Below are 23209 nucleotides of genomic sequence, written 5' to 3' on the forward strand. Positions count from 1 at the left end.
TTGATCCAATTATCCAACAAAATGGTAATGCCCCCACGGAGAGCGCTGGAAAATTCGTTCTCCGTCGTTTAAAAAGCGTTGACGATTCTCCATCACTTTGCCTTCCATTTGGATCAGCTGCATGACCCCCCGCATGTGGTAGCCTGGGCGCTGGCTATACAAGCCCGTTACCTCCCGCAAGAAATTATCCGGATAGCGAAGCAATTGATGAACAGCCCAAATTTGCGTATCAGATAAATAGTTGACATTACTATAGGCTTCCATCGCTTCTACAAAGGAATCCATGCCGTACTCTTGCATCAATAGCATCCGCGACATCAATTGTACAAGGTCAACAAGCTGAAGATCATGACCTACTGTATCAAGGTCAATCAAATAGCAATTACCTCGCTCCGTAAGCAAAAAGTTATGACTCGCCACGTCTCTGTGCGCGAGTGTCCCCCTCTCCATGGCTACAAACATTTCTGGCGTCAAAGGCAGCTTGTAGGCAGATTGTAGCAGCTCCTTGCCATCCCGAAGGACGTGATCTGCCTGTTGGGAAATGAGTTGCTCCAGTTTGCTCTGGGGTCCTTTCTGTTCAATCGACCACATCAAGCGCTCAAAGTATTCCAAGCGACTCTCCCATTTATCTAAAAGAGCCGGTTTTCCTTCATACGCATAGGAATGAGCAATAGGAAAACCCTGAGCTGCAACATGAAAACGTGCCAATGTCTCTGCTGTTTTTTTAACATCGAAAAGAGAAGCGTTATCTGCTTCATGCCCATCAATCATTTTCATGATGGTGTAATGGCGGTCTTCAAATGTAAAAATTTTGGACCCTTCCTGACTCGCCACATATTGCACCGTATGATGAAAGCCCTTCTCATGAAGTGCATCTGCTAACTCTGTCACCCACACAGCTTTTTCGACCTGCTTATATCCTTTGAGTATCCAGTGGCCCCGGTCTGTTTTTAACAGGTTGACGTTTCGCTTCGGCTTCACCCCGTAGATTTGACAGCGAAAAACCTTTTCAATAGTGGATAAGATTCCTTTGTTCATCCCATACCCTCTCAGTAAGAAGAGGATTCTTCATGCCCATCTCCCCAGTTCGGCCAAACCCCTTGTTCAGGCATAGAAGCCATACACGGGGAGGGCGGGAACATCATGTTATTGTGAATCCCCTGTGGAGAACGATTGTACTTGCCTTTTCGGCCTCTGTACTCCGGGACTTCAGAAGAACACTCACATGATGATGACTCCACTGGTTCCGGGCACACAGGCTTTTTCGCTCGTGGCCGCTTTAATGGCATGGGTGGAAATGGTGGTGGGCATGGATAAGGAAACGGCATCGGTCTGATCGATGGTGGGGCGATTGGAAATGGATTGATTGGTCGCATTTGTTCTGGACTTACAATCGGTCTTCGATTTGGATAAAACGGGTCAATCCACGGGTTCCCGAACGGTGGGCAAGGCGGGAATGGTGGCATGAACGACGGTGGGAATGGTGGGAATGGCGGGAATGGACGCACCTGCGGCATTGGCCTACGCTCTTGCTCTGGACTTACCCTCGTTGATGGCTTCAGCTTCTGTTGTGGACTTACTTTTGAAGGTGGCTTGCGCTGCTGTTGTGGGCTCACCTTCGAAGGCGGCTGCGTCGGCCGCAATGGACTTACCCGTGGCGGTGGATAGTTTGGCTGCATCGGTTGCAATGGACTTACCCGTGGTGGGTAGTTTGGCTGCATCGGTTGCAATGGACTTACCCGTGGTGGTGGATAGTTTGGCTGCATCGGTTGCAATGGACTTACCCGCGGTGGTGGGTAGTTTGGCTGCATCGGTTGCAATGGACTTACCCGTGGTGGTGGGTAGTTTGGCTGCATCGGTTGCAATGGACTTACCCGTGGTGGGTAGTTTGGCTGCATCGGTTGCAATGGACTTACCCGTGGCGGATAATTCGGCTGTGGGCAAGGTGGGCAAATATTTGCTGGCGGTCGTGTAGGCTGTAATGGCAAAACCTGAGTCGGTGGTCTATATGGAATGCTAGGCACATTTTGATTCGGTGGAATCGCTGGTGGATAAATATACGGACTCACTCTGGTTGGAGGTGGAGTCGGTATGAGTGGAAGTATAGGAACAGGCGGAACAGGCGGCAGCACATTTGGCTTGCCTGAAATGTTCGGCGGTTTATACGGTGTTGGCTTCTCAATCGGTTTTTCGATCGGTTTTTCACTTGGCTTCTCCGTTGGTTTTGGGATCGGCTGTGTCGGTGGAGGAGGCGGTAATGTTGGTGGTGCCGTTGGCCTGACTACCTCTGGTGAAACAGAAGGGGCCGGTGGTCTAGGCATTTCTTTGGGAGGTCTAGGCATCTCCTTGGGTGGTCTCGTTGGAATGGGAGCAGGCAGTGGCGTAGGCCTAATTTCCTCCCTAGACTCGATTTCCACCTCTCCTGATTCTTCCGGCTCAATTGGCCGTCTTTCGATTTGTTGCGGGACCTCCATCTCTTCCTCTTCCGTAATCGGTCTTTCTTTCACATAAGGGGCCGCCTCACTCATTGGATGCGGGGGCGTCGTTCTTTGCGGTGGTCGGACAGGAACTTGTTTCGCCGGAATCTTGATTCTCGCTCCAGGATAAATTGTATCGGGAGTTTTTAATTGACTATTAAGGCGTAACAGTTCTTTGTAATCGACGCCATATCTTTTGGCGATCTTCCACATCGTATCGCCTTTTTGGACGATGTGTATTCTCAATGTTTTCTCCTCCCTTGCACCAAACTCCCTAACATCGTATGCAGTCATGGGCGTTTTGCTCCTTGACGCCATTCCTTTGTGGGAGGGAGGAGAAAAAGAAAAAAACCAATCCCTCCTCTAGGAATTGGTCTGATGCATATAAAATGGATACGTCCCAAGCTGACGAACTTGACAACCAATGGCTTCAATCTCCGCAAACGCTCCTGGCAACAAGACATCGTCCATCTTCTGATCAATGTCGATGACAAAATAATAGTTTCCGAGTGCTTTCTTCGTCGGTCGTGATTCGATGCGAGACAAGTTGACCTTTCTCCAAGCAAAAGCAGCGAGTACTTGATACAATGCTCCCGGAAAATCTTCCGGCAGCGTGACCAGTATCGTCGTCTTTTCCTTGCGGGAAACTGGCAGATCAAGACTATCCTGACCTACGAGAACAAAGCGCGTGTAGTTATTCGAATAATCTTGAATTTGTTCACGCGCAAACGCCAATGGATAGATCTCTACATTTAATCGAGTACCAACAGCAGCCCATGGCTCTTCTGGATGCTCGCTCACCATTTTTGCAGCCAATGCCGTACTGTTTACCGTTTCGATCGCTGCTTCCGGCAAATTCTCACGCAAAAAGTTGTGGCTTTGTGCAATCGCTTGAGGATGTGACAGCACTCTCGTAATCGCGGACAAAGGCAATGGGTGCTCTCGTTTTGCCACCAGCAGGTTTTGCGTAATCGGCAGTGCGAGCTCCGCTAAAATGGGCAGCTCTACTTCATGAATGAGCCAATCTAGTGTAGAATTGACCGTTCCTTCAATGGAGTTTTCCATCGGTACGACACCGTATGCCACTTCCTTTTTGGAAACAGCCTCTAGCACTTCAATAATACTTGGGTACGGAACAATAGATAGCTTTTGTCCGAGCGACAAAATCCTCGCTGCTTCTTCGGTAAACGTTCCACGCGGTCCTAGAAAAGCTAGTTTCTTCTCCATGGCTACTCCTATCCACTATGGTCTATCTCTGATGGATTTCTACCTGTACGCCCTTTTCGTCCGGCTGCAAGATCATCACGCGGTACGAGATGTCGTGCCCTTTCATCACTCTGTCCACAAATGCACGCAGCTTCTCTAATTCTTCATCCGAAGAGAAAAAACAGAGGATCGTCGGTCCAGCGCCACTTAAAGCAGCCCCCAGTGCCCCGTGTTCAGTCGCTTTGTCCAGGATTTCGTTCAAGCCAGGTACAAGCTTTGCTCGGTACGGCTGATGCAACCGATCCGACATTGCCCGTCCCATCAGGTCGAGTCTGCCTTGTGCGAGTGCAGCAACTAGCAAACTACTATGACCCACATTATATACAACATCCGCTCTGCTGTACACCTGTGGCAAGACGTTCCGCGCTTTTTCTGTCGAGAGCATGAATTCCGGGATCACGACGAGAGTTTGCAATCCCGCCGGAGTAGAAAACCGCACATAAGGAATCGGTTCCCCTGGTACCTCAGGCATCGTCGCAACAATGATACCACCAAACATCGAAGCACCCGCATTATCCGGATGACCTTCCAGGCGTGTTGCCTTTTCAAACAATTGCTCACGAGTAAATGGTTCGCCAGCGAGATGGTTAGCCGCTACGAGTGCACCTACAATCGCAGCGGCACTGCTCCCCAATCCTCTCGTCAGGGGAGCGTCACTGGAAGCACGGATCGCGAGCTCAGGAATGGCGAGCCCTGCTTCTTGAAACAATCCCGCCGCAACCTTGTACAGAAGATTGTTTTTGTCCGTCGGTGTTCCTTGCAGCTCCTTGCCCATCATCTCTACTGTCGTATGATCACTGATTTCCATTTCTACGACAGAATACAACTGGAAAGCCATTCCCAGCGCATCGAATCCCGGTCCCAGATTCGCTGTCGTTGCCGGTATGGTTACTTTTACACGTCGTCCATTCATGATACAAATTCTCTCCCACTTTGACGAACCAACTCCATCACAGCTTCATGTGTCGCCGGAACAGAACGCGGCTCCTCACCTACCAGCTTCAAAGCGATATTTGGATCTTTTAGTCCGTTTCCTGTCAATACGCACACGATCTGGCTGCCAGGTTGAAGCCTTCCAGCCTCATGCAGCTTGATAATACCAGCCAGCGATGCTGCCGAGGCAGGCTCACAAAACACACCTTCGCTCTTTGCCAGCAAATGATAGGCATGCAAAATTTCTTCGTCCGTTACACTATCGACAAGACCGCTTGATTTCGAAATGGCATTCAAAGCGCCATCCTTGCTCGCTGGATTGCCAATTCGAATAGCTGTCGCAATCGTTTCAGGGTTGGCTACTGGTTCGCCGTGCACCAACGGCGCTGCTCCCGCTGCCTGGAATCCATACATCTTAGGCAACCGACTCGACTTTTTAGCCGCAAAATATTCCTCGAAGCCCTTCCAATATGCTGTAATGTTACCGGCGTTGCCAACTGGAATGGCCAAAATGTCAGGTGCGTCCGTCAGCGCATCGCACACTTCAAATGCCGCAGTCTTTTGTCCTTCAATCCGGTAAGGGTTCACGGAATTCACCAGTGTAATCGGCTCTTTCGCTGTGATTTCACGAACGATATCCAGCGCTTCATCAAAATTGCCGTCAATCGCGATGACTTCTGCACCATATGCGATAGCCTGTGCCAGCTTGCCCAGTGCGATATTGCCGTTCGGGATCAGGACGATGCAACGCAATCCTGAACGTGCCGCATACGCCGCAGCCGCTGCTGATGTATTCCCTGTCGAAGCGCACATGATTGTGTTGCTGCCCTCTTCTACCGCTTTGGCTACAGCCATGACCATGCCTCTATCTTTAAAAGAGCCTGTCGGATTGAGCCCCTCGTATTTGACGTGTAGCTCCACCCCCAATTGTTTGGAAAGGTTCGGAGCATGGATCAGCGGAGTGTTTCCCTCATGCAAGCTGACCAGCGGAGTTTTTTCTGTAATCGGGAGAAATTCCCGGTAACGTGCCAGAATTCCAGACTGTCGATAAGAAGCCATTATTTGTCTCCTCCTTCTACGCGGTAGCAGCTCTGCACAGTTGATACGATATCCATCTGCTCCATATAAGCCAGTACCGCATCCATGTCACTTTTTGAGGACAGGTGGGTAATCATGATAATTTCCGCTTCACGTCCGTTGTTGAACGGTTGCTGGATGACCTGCTCAAGGGAAATATTTTTGTCTGCCAACAGCTGCGTAATTTGAGCAAGAACACCGCGTTCATCTGCAACTACAATGCGCAGGAAGTATTTAGAGAATTTTTCGCTGTCTTCTTTCAATACTTTCTCTTTGTAAGGAGCAACCATTCCACGTCCATTTACTCCTAGCTTTCTATTTTTGACGACAGTGACCAGGTCAGACACAACGGCGGTAGCAGTCGGCAATTCACCTGCACCTGGCCCGTAAAACATGGTTTCTCCTACCGCTTCCCCATGTACGTACACGGCATTAAAGACACCATTTACAGAAGCGAGTGGATGAGATTTCGGAACCAGAGTCGGCTGCACACTTACCTCAATCGCCTCTTCGTCACGACGAGCCAGTCCGAGCAGCTTGATTTCATAGCCTAGTTGTTTGCCATAGGCGATATCTTCCCTGCTCACGGAACTGATCCCTTTTACATCCACATCTTCCAGCTTCATCGGTACACGGAAGCCCAGCGTTGCCAGAATCGCCATTTTGCGGGCGGCATCAAAGCCTTCCACATCGGAGGTTGGGTCCTGCTCCGCGTAACCCAGTGCTTGCGCTTCTTTCAATACCTCGCTGTATTCTGCGCCCTCTTGACTCATTTTGGTCATGATGTAATTGGTCGTCCCGTTGACGATCCCCATCATTTTCGCGATACGGTCTGAAGAGAACCCTTCTACTAACGCGCGCAGGATCGGTATTCCACCTGCCACGCTTGCCTCGTAGAAAACGTCACAGCCCTTTTCTTGCGCCTTCGCTAAAATTTCTGCTCCGTGCAACGCCATCAGATCCTTGTTGGCTGTTACTACGTGCTTGCCTCGTTCGAGTGCACCCAAAATGTATTCCTTTGCTGGGTGAATGCCACCAATTACTTCTACGATGACTTCAATTTCTGGATCATCCAAAAGATTAGCAGGGTCAGTGGTCAGTGCCCCCTCCATGGATGAAAGATTACGAGATTTTTCCGCATCCTGAACAAGAATACGGGAAACCTCAATACTGAGGCCGGTTTGCTTTTGCAAATCCTCTTGATGTGCTTGAATAATGCGTACGACACCAGTCCCCACTGTCCCAAAACCCATTAATCCCAATTTAATGCTCTGCTTCTCCATGTCTCTCTCCCCTGCCTTTTCTTTGATTGTTTTTTTGCTTAGCCTCTACCGACGATCATCGCTTTGCGAACACCTGGGATCTGCTGCAAGCTATCCAAAAACTCCGTGCTAGATACGCGAAGATTAGCCATATCGACTGACATGGATATGGTAGCAATCCCTTGAAGTGGAATCGTCTGATTGATGGTCAATACGTTTCCACCTTGATCTGCTACATATGTGAGCACTTTGGACAAGTAACCTGACATGTGATCCAAAGAGAACGTAAACGTCATAATTTTTTCGCTCATCATCGCATTGAACGGAAAAATGCCATCTTTGTACTTATAAAAAGCACTACGACTCAATCCCACCCGTTCAACCGCTTCATTCACGGTATCCACCTCGCCGGATTCCAGCATCTTCTTGGCATCAATCGTTTTGGCAATCGATTCTGGCAAGATGTCAGATCGAATCAAGTAGAATTTTTCTTCCTTTTTCATGCGTTGTGTCCTCCTGAGAAAAACAGTTGTTTCTTCATAGGGGACATTATAACGGAAAGCATGGAATGTGACAATCCTTATCCGTCACTTTTTTTCATCGGCTCCCTATTTGGTTTACTTTGATTACATGAGAGGAAGCTTCTTCGCGCACAATAATGCGTATCGTATAGAGGAGGTGAAAGACAAATGGCCGGACGTGGAAAGTCAGATAAATCGGAGCGCCGTAACAATCACCCAGCGGGTAAGCCAAGCAGTCTCGAACAATTTGGCAATGACATGCGGGGTAAAAAAATGGCACAATCCCCAAACGTGATTGAAGATCCAAGCGGAAACGGATAAACAAGCACAAAAAACCCCGGGACATCATGATCCCGGGGTTTCCTGATTCGATTAGTATGCCAAAGAGGACAGACCGTTAATATGAGTCAAATAGCGAACGTTACTCGCTTCTTTCATCAAGGTTGCTGGCAAGCCTTTCAGCTTCAATTGGCTTGCACCAATAGTTCCGATCGCGTCTTTACGGCCCAGGCTACCTAGTGTTCCGGAGAATACCGGTTTGAAGGTATCCATTTTGGTGCCGTTGAAGTGTGCGAAGAGATTGTGACCTACTACTTCGCCCATTTGCCATGCCAGTTGCGCAGTCGGAGGGAATGGACGACCTTCTGGCCCCATTACGACCGCACTGTCACCTGCAAGGAATACATCAGGGTGAGAAGTGGATTGCAGGAATTCTGTAACAGTTGCACGTCCGCGGTTTACTTCCACGCCGCACTCTGCTACTACGCGATTTCCTTGTACACCACCTGTCCATACCATTGTTTTGGTTTCAATGGTACCGCCATCTTTCAGGAAAACCGTGGTTTCTTTCATTTCCGTTACTGGTACACCTGTCAGGAATTGAACGCCGCGTTTTTCCAAGCTTGTTTTCGCACGCTCAACCAGGTCAGGAGCAAAACCAGCCAAAATGGACGGACCTGCTTCTACGCAGTAGATGGATACGTCTGCAAAGTCTACACCGTGTTTATGGCACAGATTTGGCAGCATATCAGCGAATTCCCCAACCAGCTCGATACCTGTCAGACCGCCACCGCCTACAACGAAGGTAGCATCTGCTTTATTTTTGCTCGTCTTGTATTCAATCACGCGCTCTTCGAGGTGTGCGCGCAGACGATTTGCTTCTTCTACAGACTTCAGTGTAAAGCTGTACTCTTGCAGACCTGGGATTCCAAAGAATGCGGTTTCACTACCCAACGCAACTACCAAAGCATCGTATTTGATGGACTCGCCGCTCGCCAGTGTTACGCGTTGGGAATCAAGACCAATGTTTTCCACCGTGTCAACTACGAGGTTAATCTCTTTGCCACGCAGCAATCTTTCTAGAGGAAGCGCCACGTTTTGTTCAGACAGGTTTCCTACTGCTAAGCGGTGCAGTTCCGTAATGATTTGGTGAGTAGGAAAACGGTTTACCACCGTGATCGACGCTTCTTCAGCCGTCATGTATTTACGTGCAGTCAATGCGCTGAGCAAACCGCCATAACCGCCGCCTAGAATCAGAATATGCTTCGCCATGCCCAATCCTCCGTCCTTGTCTTCCATTCCATAATAAAAAAACTAGCGTTTTTGTTGTTGACGCTCTGCTGATACTTCGAGGAATGCTTGTGCGAAACGCAAAGTTTTTTGTACTTGCGGATCTTTGAGCATTTTGAGAATACCGAATAAACCGATAGTAGACTCTTCTACGTGAACACGGTCATTGGCTTCAATGGCTGCTTGCGCAATACCTTTCGCTTTATCAGAGATCGGTTTTACGAACTCTTCCATTCCGCCTTTGATGTCATCGATCAATACATGATCATTTGCTACCGTTTGTACCAAATCGTAGGTTTTGGTCAAAAGAGTTGTCAGTTCTGCCAATTTAGGCAGGTTCGCCACCAAAACGTTCAGTGACTCTTGGATTTCTGGTTTCATCAACTGATCGAGTACATCTTGTTGCTGTGCTGGTGCCAGAGTAGCAGTGCTTGCTACTTCAGCAGCAGCTTGAGCTTGTTGCGTAGTTGTTTGAGACATAAAAAAAACGTCCTCCTTTGCTTTGGAATAGAGGCCTTTCATTCTCGATGCCTGTTCATACGAGTAACGGCCGCTATTCTCCCTGAAAACCGGGTTAAAAATTGTTTGTAACGTTTTTCACAAAGTAAAGCAGACAACCGATTCGAATAATCAAAAGTGAATGATTTCACAAATATTTATTCAAGAAAGCGCACACAACAAATCCATCAAGTGAACAGGCTCGATGTAGAACTCTATGTACTCTACTATATACCTTCTTCACAGGAACATCAAAGGAAAAAAACCGCTTCCTTAGGAAGAAGCGGTAGTTGAGAGCTTTTTATAGTAATCTTTGATGAGTTCATGGTGCTTTTCATTGATATCTGTAAAGATTAATTCAATCATTGATTGCTTGTCTTGGAACGTTTTTTCCACGATTTTTGCCATCATGACGATCTCCTGCGCTTGCTTCGGTATCTTGAAAGACAAATGGAGAAAATCGCCCTTTGACACATAACCGTCCGTTCCCAAAACAAGACGGGTAGGAGAGAATTTCAGCAACACTGCTTCGCCTTTTTCTTCGATCGGTCTAGCTCCCATCACCTTGTAAGGGACAGAAATACCGAGATCTGGGGAGATGGGATCCTGCTTGCGCTTTTGTGTAATTTCTACCCCAACACTAATCGGAATCATCCCTAATAGCTTGATCGGCCAAAGCGTTTGCTCCGAAACTACTTCCAAATCAATGGTGTTCACTGCCGCATCCGTTTCCCAACGAATGCGTACAGTTGATCCGAGAAGCTCTGCTTTCGTTTCAGGCTTCATCTCATAGGAAACGACGAGATAATTGCCCTTTGCATGTTCAACCAAAACTTGGACAGGCGTCTTCACCTGCTTGGAGATGATAAGCGGTAGCGTCGCACCGCGTTGGAGTCGTTTATCCCCCATAAATGGGTTCAGTGATGGGATATCAATCATGGTTTTTGTCACTCCACAAAGTCAAACTCTAATTTGCCGATCCGAACGGTATCCCCGTCTTTTGCTCCCAGCTTGCGCAGAGCATCATCTACACCCATAAAGCGCATTTGTCTTGCAAAACGCTGGGCTGCATCATAGCTGGTCAGATTGGTCATGCGTACGAGCTTCTCGATCTTTTCACCGCTAACAACAAATACATCGTCATCACGCGTAATCTCGAATTCGTCTGGTTCTTTTTCTGCTCGGAATACCACGCGCTCTTCCACTTCCGCAACTTCCTCGACAGCAGGCTTGTCCGGAATCGTCGCCAAGGCGTCCCCGATCGCATACATCAATTCTTGTACGCCTTGACGGGTTGCAGCAGAGATCTCGTACACCTTCACACCTGGAACCTTTTCCTTGAAAATACGCAGGTTTTCCTCTGCTTCGGGCAGTTCCATTTTGTTCGCGACTACAATTTGCGGACGATCTTCGAGCTTCAGGTTATACATCGTCAGCTCTCGGTTGATCTGCAAATAATCCTCGTATGGATCGCGTCCATCTACCGCTGCCATGTCAATCACATGAACGATCAAGCGCGTACGCTCTACGTGACGCAAGAATTGGTGACCAAGACCCACACCTTCATGCGCGCCTTCAATCAAACCTGGCAAGTCAGCCATTACGAAGCTCTGCTCGCCCAAGTCCACAACACCCAGATTCGGTGTCAGCGTCGTAAAGTGGTACGCCGCAATTTTTGGCTTCGCCGCTGTTACACTGGACAGCAAGGTGGATTTTCCTACACTCGGATAGCCAACCAAGCCCACATCTGCAATCAGCTTGAGCTCCATGACAATATAACGCTCTTGACCTGGTTCTCCGTTTTCCGAGATGTGTGGGGCTGGATTCGAAGAGTTGGCAAAACGAATATTGCCTCGTCCACCACGTCCACCTTTTGCGATCACAGCACGTTGACCCTGCTCCACGAGATCGACAATCACTTCTTTGGTATCATCATCAATAACAGTTGTTCCCGGTGGCACGCGCACGACCATATCTTCCGCGCCTGCTCCGTGCTGAGATTTGTTGCGGCCATGCTCTCCACGAGGAGCTTTGAAATGTCGTTGATAGCGGAAATCTACCAGTGTACGCAGACCTTCATCCACGACAAATATGACATCTCCACCTTGACCGCCATCTCCACCTGCTGGACCACCCAGCGGTACGTACTTTTCCCGTCGAAAGGAGACGGCTCCGTTGCCACCGTCCCCGCCTTTTACATATACTTTTACCTGATCGACAAACATGGTGTCACCTCTTTCATTCCGCGAATGGAACCACCAAATTCAGGACCCATTCTTCTTCCGTATGTATCCACTCGGTGACCTCCACCGTACTCTGTTCGCTTTTACGTATCAGCTTTTCCAATTCTTCCATTCCGGATGCATGAAGTACACCGGCCAGGTCAAAACGAAAATGAACGCCACGCTCATCCATCTGCAAGCTTACCTGCATGCTGGCTGGTTCGTACCCGCTCTGGTCTACATGATCGTTCACTGTGCATAATATCTCTGACACCAACTGAAACAAGTCTTGCTCGCTCAAAACTACTCGCGTGAGATCCACATGATTGCACACGTCTACTTCTAAAAGCAATTCGTTGTTCAATGCGTTAAATGTCAAGAAGAAGACGGACAACAAGGAGCTATTCAATCGGGCAACCATCGATTCCTGCATCGCCATCTGTGCGATGCGCTTCAAGTGGGCCTCCCCTTGTTCAGTACGGTTCAAATGCAAATAGCCGAGCAGAACCTGAACGTGGTTCAACCAGTCATGCCGCTGCCTGTTCAGAACGGTCAGCAGTTGGTCTGTCTGATGCGTAAACAGCCTCCGCTCGTCCCCCATCACATTCACCCAAGTCGATAAGAATATCTTTCCCATCTATTGTACCATAAAAAAACCTCTTTCGAGGCAAAATCATAGAAGAGCGACCGCGTTTTACTGGAAGTTTTTATACGCTCCGGAATTTTTAAATTCCTGCTCGTTAAAAAAGAGCCGGACAAAAAGAAAACCCAGCTATATCGCTGGGTTTTTCTTAACAAATATTTACGCTTCGGAAGCAACTGGCTCGATCACAACTTGTTTGCGATCACGGCCCAGACGCTTGAAACGAACAACACCATCTGCAGTTGCAAACAGAGTGTCGTCTCCGCCTTTCATTACGTTCGCACCTGGGTAAATCTTTGTTCCGCGTTGACGAACGAGAATGTTACCAGCAGTAACGAATTGCCCGTCGCCACGTTTCACGCCCAGACGTTTGGAAATGGAATCGCGACCGTTCTTTGTGGAACCTACCCCTTTTTTCGATGCGAAAAACTGAAGGTCCAAGTTAAACAGCATGTTCATATCAGACACCTCCCTGCCATTTACGATCATTTACTTTTACGTATTTACCGTAATTCGCCTCAACTGACAAAAGAGCAATTACCATGCTCTCTGCCAAAAGCTGTTGTTTCTCGCGTGCAGTCTCCTCTCCCGAAGAAGAAAGACTCCACTTCAAGAACCCACCGCCTTCTTGTGCGACAGCGACATCAGGAGTGATGCCCGTCAAAGGTTGGATGGCGTTTAATATACCAAAGCTGATGCCTGATACAGCAGAACAAACGATGTCTGCTCCATAGGCACCCGCATTGGCATGTCCGGAAATACTAATTTCATGGATACCGTGCTGCGCACGGCTCACGATCACTTCAATCATAACAAGTCACCAATTAAGCGTTGATCTTCTCGATCACAACTTTGGTGAATGGTTGACGGTGACCTTGCTTGCGACGGTAGTTTTTCTTGGCTTTGTATTTGTACACGATAATCTTTGCAGATTTACCGTGTTTTTCTACTTTACCAGTTACCGTTGCACCAGCTACTGTAGGAGCTCCTGCAGTAACTTTTCCGTCTTTGCTTACGAAGAGAACTTTGTCAAAAGTAACAACGTCTCCTTCGTTGCCAGCCAATTTCTCGATGAAGAGAACTGCTCCCTCTTCAACTTTGTATTGCTTTCCACCGGTTTCGATAATTGCGTACACTGTGTGCACCTCCTATACTCAGACTCGCCTTTACAGGTGCGTCGACGAGCGACGACTTATGTACCTGATTCGTGCGGTTACAGTATGCACGAGGCATATCTGCATGACAACCATTAGGTTATCATAGCTACAATAGCCCAGTCAAGTTATTTCGATTGTAAACGCTCCGCCTCTGCCCGATTTCCGACGTATCCAATTCGAAACTCGTCTGGGCTCATAGACGGGACAAGCCGCTTATAGACATGGAGAGGCCATGTAATAGCTCCTGCTTTTTCCCACTCCTCTATCATGTCCAACAATCTTGGCGGCATGTCCACGAGAACAACCTCTGCATCTTGGCTCTTTGCCAAAGCGGTGACTTCGGTGTACAAGTGCTGGAACAGCTCGTCTACTCGCCAAACTCTCCCTCGGCCCTTGCATGCCTCACACGGTTCCGTCAACCGCTCCATCAGGCTCGCACGCACTCTTTTTCGCGTCATCTCGACTAATCCAAGCGAAGTCATCCCGAGAACAGTCGAAGGCACAGGGTCCTTCGCCAGCTCTTGTTTCAATCGCGAGATCACTCGCTCCTTATTGACCTCTTCTTTCATGTCGATGAAATCAATGATCACGATGCCACCGATGTCTCGCAACCGAAGTTGCCGGGCAATTTCAGCTACCGCCTCCAGATTGGTCGCTGTCACTGCCTGTTCCCGCTGTTGCCCTCCCCTACCTGTGAACGAACCGGTATTTACATCGATGACCGTCATCGCTTCAGTCCTGTCGATGACCAAGGATCCTCCACTCTTGAGCGGCACTTGTCGATCACGAGCACGAATCAACTCCACCTCGACACCCAAGAAGTCAAAGAGCGGCTGTTTCCCCTGATACCAGCGAAGCTTCTCTTGTACTTCTGGAGCAACAGCTGCCAACGCCGCTTTTACCTGCTGATAAGTCGTCGCACCTTCTACCAACAACTCATCCATTCCCATCGCCAAGCCATCTCGGAGTGCCACCTCGATCAACTCTGCATCCTGAAAAATCCGCCCGGTCGAGCGCAGTCCCTCCGCTGTTCGCAGCATGTCCCGCCAGCGATTGCGCAAATAGGTCAGTTCACTAATGAGTGTCTGCTCTTCTGCTTCTGCTGCTTCCGTGCGCAGAATACAGCCTTCCCCTTGCTCCACTGTCGAAGAGATCACCTGTTGCAGTCTTTTTCGTTTGGTATCATCCGATATTTTACGCGAAAGCGAAATGCCCTCTTCAGTCGGAAGGTACACCAGGTAACGCCCCTGCAAGCTGATTCGCATCGTGATTTTTGGCGCCTTCATTTCCATCGCCTCTTTACTCACTTGAACCAATATCTTTTGCCCTACTTGAACACGTTCCGCAATACTTGGTTTCGCTGCTCCACCCGACTCCACACCGACCGTGTCATCTACGTACAAATAAGCATTTTGGCCTGTACCAATATCAACAAAGGCGGATTGGATGCTAGGCTTCACATCTGCGATCCGTCCTTGATAAATGTCACCAACGCTTGCTTGTGCCTCCGCATCCTGTGTACGCCATTCCTCCAATTTTCCATTTTCCATAAATGCGATGCGGATGCTGCCACCTTGTGCACTGATCGCTACTTGCTTCACTGCCTTCACTCCTTATTCCCCGTGCAAACGTTGCCCAAAAGCAGGATAACCGGGCTCATAGGATGTAATCTATCATAGCTACCAAGTCGAGGTAAAGGAGATCATCTATGATTCATGCTGGTAATTTAAAAATAAGAGCCTTGTCCCCCAATGATGCCGTTCACTTAGTCAAATAGGAGCGCCTGCTTACTCGAATCGTGGAATCGGTACTCAGCTCGTTAAAGCCATCCTCCACTATCTCCGCACAGAAAAACGAGCACAAAAAGTAGCGATTGACCCGCAAGCCTGGAATGAACGAGCCCTCCGTTGCTACGAAAAATGTGGCTTTCGAAAAGTAAAAGAGCTTCCTCTGCACGAATGGCACGAAGGAAGCATGCGTGATTGCTGGCTAATGGAATGGATCGATCCTGTTGATTAAGGATGACAGACTAAAGGAGCTTGCCCACTGCGGCGTCGTGCTTTTGCTCAAACAAAAGGGCATACAAAAGCTGTTCCTCTGCCAAGAGACCCGCCCCTTGCACATAAAAAAGATGGGAGCATCCCCGCCGCAGCCTGTGCGAGACAGCCAGTACCGTTTCCTCGGGATGCACGCGAATCGCTTGAACGGCAGCTTCTTCTTGCGTCCGTTCGTATTTTTCCACCAGGAAGCGAAAAAATTGATAAGGGAACCGCAAAAATGCCTGAATGTTCAACGTCAATAAATAAATTCCGATCACTGCTAAGTTGTACTTCAACTCCAAGCTGGACATCCCCACCATGATCCCCGCAAACAACGTACTCCCGGTCATCGATATCCTCGTCGCCTGCCTATACGACATAAACCAGCATAGAACCGCCAACAAGATTCTCCCGCCATCCAAGGGCCAGATTGGCACCAGGTTAAACAGCGCAATCGTCAAATTGCTTACCAAGAAAAAGCGAGCCCACTCTTCCGTCCATATCCCCATAAACCAAAACAAGTACGAAGCAGCCATCATCACCATATTTAGGAAGGGCCCTGCGAGTGCCACGACAATCTCATCCATTGGGTCCGTGGCGTACGAGTCTTCCATCGTCGCTACTCCACCAAAAGGCAGAAGCAGCACCTCTTTTACAGTCCATCCGAGCTCACGCGCCATCGCTACATGCCCCAGTTCATGGATCAGCACGATGACAAACAAGGTAATGACCTCCAAAAAATGGCCTGTCACCACAGACAAGCCAATCACCGCCCAAAATAGCAGGTGAATGCGAAACCGAATGTCGAGCCACCCTCCCTTATTCAAACGGAATCACTTCCAGGGGATTGACAAATTTCTCATTCACTTTCGCCCCTACATACAGATGACGTGATGTCTGATCCATTACCCGAGCGGTTCCGATGACTTTACCAGGTGTAAGGACCTCGTCCTTCGTCACCCCTATACTATCGAGATTGCCCAGCCATATTTCCCGCCCTTTTGTTAAACGAACAATCACTGTCGTCCCATAATCAGGCTTTTCACCGACAAAAGCAACCCAGCCAGCTTCTCCGATCGTGATTTGATCGCTCATTCCCGTATTCAGGATTACATTTTCGCTCTCTGGATCATAGGATTTTACGATTTTCCAGCTACTGGGGAGCTTCCACACAGTAGCTGTGTCCTTTGTTGTACTCGTGGCTGGCACGGCAAGGGGATTGATGGGGATTGAAGGAAGCATCGTTGGAATCGGTCCAAATCTCGCTTCATACCAGTCCGCTACTCCTGAAAAATTAAAGTCTCGTGTCATGACTTCCCTCGCGGAGCTTTTCCACGAGGCAGGAATCAGCGTTGTTTGAAACAATACATAAGCAGCACCAATCAACAAGACAGATGCTAAAATTTGTACGCCCCACTTTTCATGGGACGGTGGCTGGTCCATCATATCGTTCTCACGCGGCGAGTAACTGAATGGGTTTGGCGCTTCTTCGATCGGATCTTTCCAATCATCGACGTAGGGAGTATAGCTGTCTCGTGACTGTGTTCGGATTCGCTCTAAACGCTCCCTCCGTCTTTCCTTTACGCGATCTGCTCTTTCAAACATGTCCATCCCTCCGCTGACCAAGCCTTTAGTATCATCCTATGACTTGTCTACCTGCTTTATGACGACCGTCCCCTCTCTCCAAAGCCCCAGCGTCTCGGGTGAAAACACGCAAAAAAGACAGTCTCCCCATTGAGAGACTGCCTTTGAATCTGTTAATTTTACAGTTTAGTTACACTAGCAGCTTGTGGTCCACGGCTACCTTGAACGATTTCGAATTCAACCTTTTGACCTTCGTCAAGAGATTTGAAACCTTCTGACTGGATTGCGCTGTAGTGTACGAATACGTCGTCGCCACCCTCAATTTGGATGAACCCGTATCCTTTTTCTGCGTTAAACCATTTTACGATACCTTGTTGCATGAAACAAAACCTCCCTGAACATTACGCCCCACGAGGCGAAAGAGTTGCGTTAACCTCTTTTTTACAGATAAGCCTTTTGCGTCAAGGAAAAAAAGTCATACGAATTGCGATTGACAATTGGTGACGTCACTCACAATAGTACGACTCCATACCAATCAATCAAACACTATAACTTGTAAAAATGGTTAACTTAGGATGATTTTAGCATAAGTATTTGCATTTGTCACGCATTTCGTGAGTGCTCAAAAAGCCTTCTATTCAGCACCGAGAAAGCGGCGAGAACAGAAGACTTTTTGCATAACTCCTTTAATCAAAACGCAACTTGTCCTTACGCATCCCAATATTGAGCACCACACCAATGATCAGGAAGTTGGTTATAAGCGAGCTCCCGCCGTAGCTAATGAACGGAAGCGGAATACCCGTAATCGGCATCAACTGAATCGTCATCCCGATGTTCTCAAAGATCTGGAAGGTAAGCATTCCTACGACACCCGCGACAACGTAGGAGCCGAACGGATCTTTTGCCTCCATAGCGATTCGGATCATTCGGTAAATCAAGACGAAAAACAAAATCATTAGCAATCCCGCTCCGACAAAGCCCAGCTTTTCTGCAATGACGGTAAAGATAAAATCACTCTCTCCTACCGGCACCCATCCAAAGCTCGCTTGTGTCGGCGTATCAATCCCTTTTCCGAACAATTGCCCTGAGCCGATAGCAATCAATGCTTGCTTGAGCTGGAACCCTCGTCCCATCGGTTCAAGATCCGGGTTCATCCAAAAGACGATCCGATCCCATTGATACGGCTTGATAATCTTGAAAAAGATATCCTGCTTGTATTGATACAACAGTGTCATGGCCGCAAAAAAGCTGCCGACCAGCCCGCCCATATACAATACATGCTTCATCCGTATACCACCAACGATTAGCATAGTGGCAAGCATACCTGTATAAACCATTGCGGTACCCAAATCGGGCTGCATCAAAATCAGTAGCAACGGAAAGCCAACCAAGGACATTACCGGGATCAGTTTGTAAAAGTAGTAAAAGCGGTCTTGATCGTTTGCCCTCTTGGACAAGAAGCGTGCAACGGTCAATATCGTGAACAGCTTCATTGGTTCAGAAGGCTGAAACAACACAGGACCAAGGTTGTACCAACTCGTGGCATTGTTAATCGCTTTTGTCTGAAATACCCCGATCAAAAGAATCACACCGACCGCATACAAAACATAGGCCATGTTGTGAAAGAGCCGGTAGTCAAATAGCAATGTAACACCCAGTACAATAAAGCCGATGACATACCAAAGGACCTGCTGATGCGCCTTATCTACACCTGCCGCAGAACCGGAAATCCCCAGATAGCTGAAGATACCTAGCCCTGCCAAAATCAAGATGATGGTCCAGTCAATTGTTTTTAAATGACGTTTTTCCAGGTCCATCCGTTTCCTCCTAGAAAACGTGACTCCCCTCTATAAAAGAAGGGAGCCAAGTATTACCTATTTTAATCCAAAGAATTTACGCATTTTGCGGAACACGCCCGCTTTTTCTTCCAATGGTTGCAATGGAACCGCTTCACCCAAAAGGCGACGAGCGACGTTCCGATACGCGATGGAAGCACGCGATTCGTGGTTCATCACAGCCGGCTCCCCTTGATTCGCGGATTTAATGATATGATCATCATCCGGCACTACACCAATTAAGTCAATGGCTAACAAATCCAAAATGTCTTCTACATCCAGCATGTCGCCATTTTTCACCATATGGGAACGAACGCGGTTGATCACCAGTTTAGGCATTCCGATTTTTTCTCGCTCTAACAGGCCAATAATCCTATCAGCATCGCGAACAGCGGCTTTTTCAGGTGTAGTCACGACGATTGCTTGATCAGCTCCTGCCACCGCATTGCGGAAGCCTTGCTCAATACCCGCAGGGCAATCGATAATGACATAATCATATTCCCGCTTCAGTTGCGTAATAATTTCCTCCATCTGCTCAGGACTTACTGCTGATTTGTCCTTGGTCTGAGCAGCCGGGAGCAATGCCAGATTGTCAAACCGCTTGTCTTTGATCAGAGCTTGTGGCAGTCGGCATGCGCCTTCTGCAACGTCTACCAGATCATAAATAATTCGGTTCTCAAGTCCCATGACTACATCCAGGTTGCGCAAGCCAATATCGGTATCTACCATGCACACTTTTTGTCCCAACAATGCAAGCGCCGTTCCCAAATTGGCGGAAGTGGTTGTCTTACCCACGCCGCCTTTACCGGAAGTTACGACAATTCCTATCCCCACGTCCGTTCCTCCTCTTTCCCTCAACCCTCACGCTTTTTCTCACCCAAATCAGGGCGGATTCGCGACAAGTAGTTCATTTTCGCTACCAGCATGATCTCATTTTCCAGATAGGCAAATTCTGTGCCTCCGGAATTATTCGTCCATTCCTCACCCGGCTTGCTGATCACATCTGCAATCCGCAACTGGGTAGGACTCATGACTGCAGCCGCAATAATTACCTGTGAGTCACCGGAAATACCTGCGTGCGCGTACCCTCTGAGATGCCCAAGCACGTAGATGCTTCCTGTACTGCGAACCGTCCCCCCGGGATTGACATCTCCCAATAAGAGCAAATCACCGTCAAACTCCAGAACTTGCCCAGAGCGTACCGTATTTACCTGTACGGAAAATTGGGTTTTCAGGCGTTCAGCCATAGCTTCTTCCCGCGTGATCAAATCAGATTCGATTGTATGGATCACCAGGTTGCCCTTTGTTCGAATAATTTGAGTCAACTGCTCTTGTTGCTCGGGTGAGCAGTATCGTTTTCCCAATTTTATAGATACCCGAATGAGTGGCCCCGACAAAATCTGTTGGTGGCTATGCTCTATTTTTTCACGCATATCGGCCAGCAGTTCGTCGAAGGAACAGGTATCATCCATAAAGAAGACGAGCCCCTCTTTAGTCCCTTTGATCGTGACCTTGCTTTTCACAGTCGTCACCGGTTTCACCTCGACCGATACCATTCGCCATACAGAAAGATTTTTCCTGCTCTGCGTGAAAAAATTGCCGAATCGGGTCAGTTGGTGGCGTTTTACAAGAGCTTGACTCGATTATTCTCTAGGGCTTGATTGCCCTGAACAACCATTGCGGTTACTTCGAGGACGGTGGATTCGGCTTTGGAACCCCACCAGTAAGGACACCTGGATTCAGTTCATTGTAAGCTTCGAGCAATCGACGCGCGATCGGACCAGTCGCATCAGAACTAGATGTACCATCTCTCAAACTGTTCGGCGCAACGACGACGAAAACCAGTTGAGGATTTTCATAAGGCGCAAAGCCGACAACCAGTGCATTTTCCGCTGGCTGGGACGTTTGTGCCGTACCAGACTTGGCTGCAACCGTAAACGGCAACCCATTGAATCGTTGAACGGTACCACCTGGCTGAGTAACCAGCCGCATCCCTTCTCTTACCACCTGTATATTCTTCGGATCGATATCAACCCGGTTCAGCACTTCTGGTTCAATAACCGAGAGCGTTTGTCCTGGTTTCTTCGGATCGGTGGTTCCTTTGCGAATTTCTTTTACAAGATGGGGGCGTACCCGATACCCTCCATTAGCAATAGTCGATACATATTGACCCAGCTGCATCGGCGTGAACAGATCATATTGACCAATCATCACGTCCGCCAAGTTCCCGAAGTACATGTTCTGGTTTTCCCAACCGGTATGTTCATTCGGCAGATCCACACCTGTTTTCACACCAAGACCAAACTGGGCATTGTAGTAATCATAGACAGAGAACTGCTTCTCCCAGCCTTCTTTCCCTTTTCTTGCTAAACGTTTCGCCATTTCATACATATACGTATTGTTCGACACCTGCAAGGCACGACGAGCGTTTACTGGTCCATGACCACCTGCCTTCCAGTTGCGTTTATACGTGTTACCGACTTCCAAGCCGCCTCGGTCATAGATGATTTCGTTCGGCGTAGTCAGCCCCTCCTGAAGCGCAATCATAACAGACAGCGGCTTGTAGGTAGAAGCAGGTGGATACGGCGTATAAATGAATCGGTTTGATTCGTTCGGCAATATAAGCGAGGCGTAACTATCGTTGAATTTCTTACGGTCGTAATACAGATTCAAATTATAGTCTGGATAACTCGCCATCGCCAATATTTCACCCGTATTAGGATTCATGACCAATACGTGTGCGTCTTTAAATACTTTTGGCGTAGTCGGGCGCTTCTTGTATGCTTCAACCTCTTCTTTCAAGATGGCCTCTATCTTGCTTTGATAGCGCCAATCCATTGCCAAAACAAGATCGTTTCCTGGCTCAGGGGCTTGGCGCATCTGCTTCTCTACCGTCTCCGAATTTTTGTTCACATGCACTTCCATAAATCCGTTTTTGCCGCGCAAATAACGTTCATAGGAGCTCTCCAGACCGGTTACACCGACACGGTCGATAGCGTTGTAGCCTTGTGCCTGATATTCTTTCAAGCTCTCAGGACGAATGGCATTGATGTACCCGAGAAAGTGAGTACCAAATGCCGAACCATCCGGATCTTCGAAAATTTGGCGAACAGGCTCCAGCTCCACACTAATTCCCGGCAGTTCGGTGCGTCGTTCTTCAATCTGGAACATTTCCTGCTCCGTGATGTTGACCTTGACACGTCTAGGGATGTAACTGGCCATTTGTGGTGAACGCATCTCCTGCAGCAACGAGAGCTTGTGCCACTGAAATTGGCGTTGCTGCTCTGTCAACGGCAGTTTGATATCCATATCAAACAACGAGGCATAGCGCAACAAATCCATGTCAGACTTCTCTGCTAAGCCTTTGAGTGTTGGCAAAACTCCGATCTGATCCTTCACTTTTTTGGCGAGGTCATTGCGATCTTCCTTGTCCAATTTCAGAGTGAGGGTCATATTGGCGTTTATCGCCATTTTTAACAGTTCGAAATCTGTCGTGTTCGCTTCCGTAATAGCGGGTGTACCCGGCTTGGCAGCATTCAGTTTCTTATTAAGGTCTGCTCTCTCCTTGTCATCAAAAGGAGAACGAACGCGCATCCCGAGATATACGGCGGTTTTTACTAGCTCAAAGTCCGACATCTGATCGACGGCCTCTACTCTTGGAACCGTTTTTAGTTTCGCCGCAACCTTTCCCTTGAGATCGTTTGTTTCTTGCGCATTGAAAGCAATAGGCAAAGTTGATCTCAGTTCAATCGTCTTCTTTAACAGTTCCTTATCCGTACCAATTTTGCCGCCATCGGGAATGAGGATTTTTGCCAGACGATCCGCGACTTTCTCTTCATCAATGTCCTGCCCTTGTTCTTCAACGTATTGAACGGTGTACACAGGCTTATTCGAAACGAGTACCTCGCCATTTTTATCCAAGATACGGCCACGAGGAGCGGAGATCGGCAGTTCACGAATACTGAACTTTTCCAATTCATGCTTGTACTGTTCGCCTTCCACCAGCTGCACAAAGGCTAGCCGTAAAATAATGGCGGCGAAGAACAAAAATACAATCACAAACAACATATTGAGCCGAATAGGTATGTCTGATTTCGGTTCTTTGACTTCTTCCACGAACTCTCCT

General features: G+C 48.3%; 25 protein-coding genes, 2 pseudogenes and 1 other annotated feature. Of the genes and pseudogenes, 4 read left to right on the forward strand and 23 right to left on the reverse strand.

Features of this window, described 5'->3' with window-relative positions; translation table 11 throughout:
* Positions 1-9 precede the first annotated feature (9 nt).
* Positions 10-1038, reverse strand: coding sequence for a phosphotransferase (locus E8L90_RS13640; protein ID WP_137029859.1), 1029 nt, complete (start codon positions 1036-1038; stop codon positions 10-12).
* Between the two features lie 460 nt (positions 1039-1498).
* On the opposite strand from E8L90_RS13640, the gene E8L90_RS30765 reads away from it, so the two are divergent.
* Together E8L90_RS30765 and E8L90_RS30770 are read left to right on the forward strand one after the other, a co-directional pair.
* A complete protein-coding gene (locus tag E8L90_RS30765; RefSeq protein WP_244297220.1) occupies positions 1499-1975 on the forward strand; it encodes a hypothetical protein in 477 nt (158 codons plus the stop codon).
* A gap of 116 nt (positions 1976-2091) precedes the next feature.
* Positions 2092-2511, forward strand: a complete 420-nt coding sequence (locus E8L90_RS30770) for a hypothetical protein (RefSeq protein ID WP_244297221.1) — start codon at positions 2092-2094, stop codon at positions 2509-2511.
* Between the two features lie 125 nt (positions 2512-2636).
* Here E8L90_RS30770 and E8L90_RS31240 read toward each other — a convergent pair.
* From E8L90_RS31240 to E8L90_RS13670, 6 genes and pseudogenes are all read right to left on the reverse strand, one after another.
* Positions 2637-2795, reverse strand: a pseudogene (locus E8L90_RS31240) (LysM peptidoglycan-binding domain-containing protein); the annotation flags it as partial.
* A gap of 45 nt (positions 2796-2840) precedes the next feature.
* The gene (gene pheA / locus E8L90_RS13650) at positions 2841-3704 is read right to left on the reverse strand and encodes a prephenate dehydratase (protein ID WP_137029861.1); all 864 of its coding nucleotides are present in this window, start codon (positions 3702-3704) and stop codon (positions 2841-2843) included.
* Between the two features lie 22 nt (positions 3705-3726).
* A complete protein-coding gene (gene thrB, locus E8L90_RS13655; protein WP_137029862.1) occupies positions 3727-4656 on the reverse strand; it encodes a homoserine kinase in 930 nt (309 codons plus the stop codon).
* Positions 4653-5735: a threonine synthase gene (gene thrC / locus E8L90_RS13660; RefSeq protein WP_137029863.1), complete on the reverse strand. Its 1083-nt coding sequence runs from the start codon at positions 5733-5735 to the stop codon at positions 4653-4655. The genes thrB and thrC overlap by 4 nt, the downstream gene beginning before the upstream one ends.
* Positions 5735-7036: a homoserine dehydrogenase gene (locus tag E8L90_RS13665; RefSeq protein ID WP_137029864.1), complete on the reverse strand. Its 1302-nt coding sequence runs from the start codon at positions 7034-7036 to the stop codon at positions 5735-5737. Before E8L90_RS13665 ends, thrC begins: the two co-directional genes overlap by 1 nt.
* Before the next feature lie 38 nt (positions 7037-7074).
* Positions 7075-7518 (reverse strand): ACT domain-containing protein, encoded by a 444-nt coding sequence (locus E8L90_RS13670; RefSeq protein ID WP_137029865.1) that lies wholly within the window; start codon positions 7516-7518, stop codon positions 7075-7077.
* 186 nt (positions 7519-7704) lie between these two features.
* Between E8L90_RS13670 and E8L90_RS30295 the strand changes: the two genes are divergently transcribed.
* Entirely contained in the window at positions 7705-7857 is a 153-nt protein-coding gene (locus tag E8L90_RS30295) for a hypothetical protein (RefSeq protein ID WP_007728640.1), read from the forward strand.
* 51 nt (positions 7858-7908) lie between these two features.
* Here the strand turns inward: E8L90_RS30295 and E8L90_RS13675 are convergent, their stop codons facing one another.
* From E8L90_RS13675 to E8L90_RS13715, 9 genes are all read right to left on the reverse strand, one after another.
* Positions 7909-9087, reverse strand: a complete 1179-nt coding sequence (locus E8L90_RS13675; RefSeq protein ID WP_137029866.1) for an NAD(P)/FAD-dependent oxidoreductase — start codon at positions 9085-9087, stop codon at positions 7909-7911.
* A 42-nt stretch (positions 9088-9129) separates the two neighbouring features.
* On the reverse strand, positions 9130-9585 hold the full coding sequence (locus E8L90_RS13680) for a helical membrane plugin domain-containing protein (protein ID WP_007728644.1): 456 nt from the start codon (positions 9583-9585) through the stop codon (positions 9130-9132).
* Positions 9586-9876: 291 nt separating this feature from the next.
* Positions 9877-10542: a PilZ domain-containing protein gene (locus E8L90_RS13685; RefSeq protein ID WP_137029867.1), complete on the reverse strand. Its 666-nt coding sequence runs from the start codon at positions 10540-10542 to the stop codon at positions 9877-9879.
* 8 nt (positions 10543-10550) lie between these two features.
* Positions 10551-11828 carry a GTPase ObgE gene (gene obgE / locus E8L90_RS13690; RefSeq protein ID WP_137029868.1) on the reverse strand — a complete coding sequence of 426 codons (1278 nt, stop codon included), beginning with the start codon at positions 11826-11828 and terminating at the stop codon, positions 10551-10553.
* A 13-nt stretch (positions 11829-11841) separates the two neighbouring features.
* Entirely contained in the window at positions 11842-12426 is a 585-nt protein-coding gene (locus tag E8L90_RS13695) for a Spo0B C-terminal domain-containing protein (protein ID WP_137033436.1), read from the reverse strand.
* A 201-nt stretch (positions 12427-12627) separates the two neighbouring features.
* On the reverse strand, positions 12628-12921 hold the full coding sequence (gene rpmA, locus E8L90_RS13700) for a 50S ribosomal protein L27 (protein WP_005832382.1): 294 nt from the start codon (positions 12919-12921) through the stop codon (positions 12628-12630).
* Between the two features lie 7 nt (positions 12922-12928).
* Complete coding sequence (locus E8L90_RS13705; RefSeq protein WP_137029869.1) at positions 12929-13279, reverse strand: ribosomal-processing cysteine protease Prp; 351 nt, start codon at positions 13277-13279, stop codon at positions 12929-12931.
* 13 nt (positions 13280-13292) lie between these two features.
* Entirely contained in the window at positions 13293-13604 is a 312-nt protein-coding gene (rplU, locus tag E8L90_RS13710; protein WP_016739197.1) for a 50S ribosomal protein L21, read from the reverse strand.
* Positions 13605-13614: 10 nt separating this feature from the next.
* Positions 13615-13693: a sequence feature (ribosomal protein L21 leader region), on the reverse strand.
* Between the two features lie 57 nt (positions 13694-13750).
* On the reverse strand, positions 13751-15226 hold the full coding sequence (locus E8L90_RS13715) for an Rne/Rng family ribonuclease (protein ID WP_137029870.1): 1476 nt from the start codon (positions 15224-15226) through the stop codon (positions 13751-13753).
* A 172-nt stretch (positions 15227-15398) separates the two neighbouring features.
* On the opposite strand from E8L90_RS13715, the pseudogene aac(6')-35 reads away from it, so the two are divergent.
* Positions 15399-15644, forward strand: a pseudogene (aac(6')-35, locus tag E8L90_RS30780) (aminoglycoside 6'-N-acetyltransferase AAC(6')-35); the annotation flags it as partial.
* Positions 15645-15654: 10 nt separating this feature from the next.
* On the opposite strand, the gene E8L90_RS13725 reads toward aac(6')-35, so the two are convergent.
* From E8L90_RS13725 to E8L90_RS13755, 7 genes are all read right to left on the reverse strand, one after another.
* Positions 15655-16491, reverse strand: a complete 837-nt coding sequence (locus tag E8L90_RS13725; protein WP_137029871.1) for a M50 family metallopeptidase — start codon at positions 16489-16491, stop codon at positions 15655-15657.
* On the reverse strand, positions 16484-17269 hold the full coding sequence (locus E8L90_RS13730; protein WP_137029872.1) for a M23 family metallopeptidase: 786 nt from the start codon (positions 17267-17269) through the stop codon (positions 16484-16486). Before E8L90_RS13730 ends, E8L90_RS13725 begins: the two co-directional genes overlap by 8 nt.
* 158 nt (positions 17270-17427) lie before the next feature.
* Positions 17428-17628, reverse strand: a complete 201-nt coding sequence (locus tag E8L90_RS13735; RefSeq protein WP_106839359.1) for a cold-shock protein — start codon at positions 17626-17628, stop codon at positions 17428-17430.
* Between the two features lie 306 nt (positions 17629-17934).
* Positions 17935-19065: a rod shape-determining protein RodA gene (gene rodA / locus E8L90_RS13740; protein ID WP_137029873.1), complete on the reverse strand. Its 1131-nt coding sequence runs from the start codon at positions 19063-19065 to the stop codon at positions 17935-17937.
* A gap of 57 nt (positions 19066-19122) precedes the next feature.
* Positions 19123-19917, reverse strand: a complete 795-nt coding sequence (minD, locus tag E8L90_RS13745; protein WP_137029874.1) for a septum site-determining protein MinD — start codon at positions 19915-19917, stop codon at positions 19123-19125.
* A gap of 20 nt (positions 19918-19937) precedes the next feature.
* The gene (gene minC, locus E8L90_RS13750) at positions 19938-20615 is read right to left on the reverse strand and encodes a septum site-determining protein MinC (protein ID WP_137033438.1); all 678 of its coding nucleotides are present in this window, start codon (positions 20613-20615) and stop codon (positions 19938-19940) included.
* A 151-nt stretch (positions 20616-20766) separates the two neighbouring features.
* Positions 20767-23199 (reverse strand): peptidoglycan D,D-transpeptidase FtsI family protein, encoded by a 2433-nt coding sequence (locus E8L90_RS13755; RefSeq protein ID WP_137029875.1) that lies wholly within the window; start codon positions 23197-23199, stop codon positions 20767-20769.
* Between the last annotated feature and the right edge of the window lie 10 nt (positions 23200-23209).

Source organism: Brevibacillus antibioticus (assembly GCF_005217615.1).
GTDB classification, from domain to species: domain Bacteria; phylum Bacillota; class Bacilli; order Brevibacillales; family Brevibacillaceae; genus Brevibacillus; species Brevibacillus antibioticus.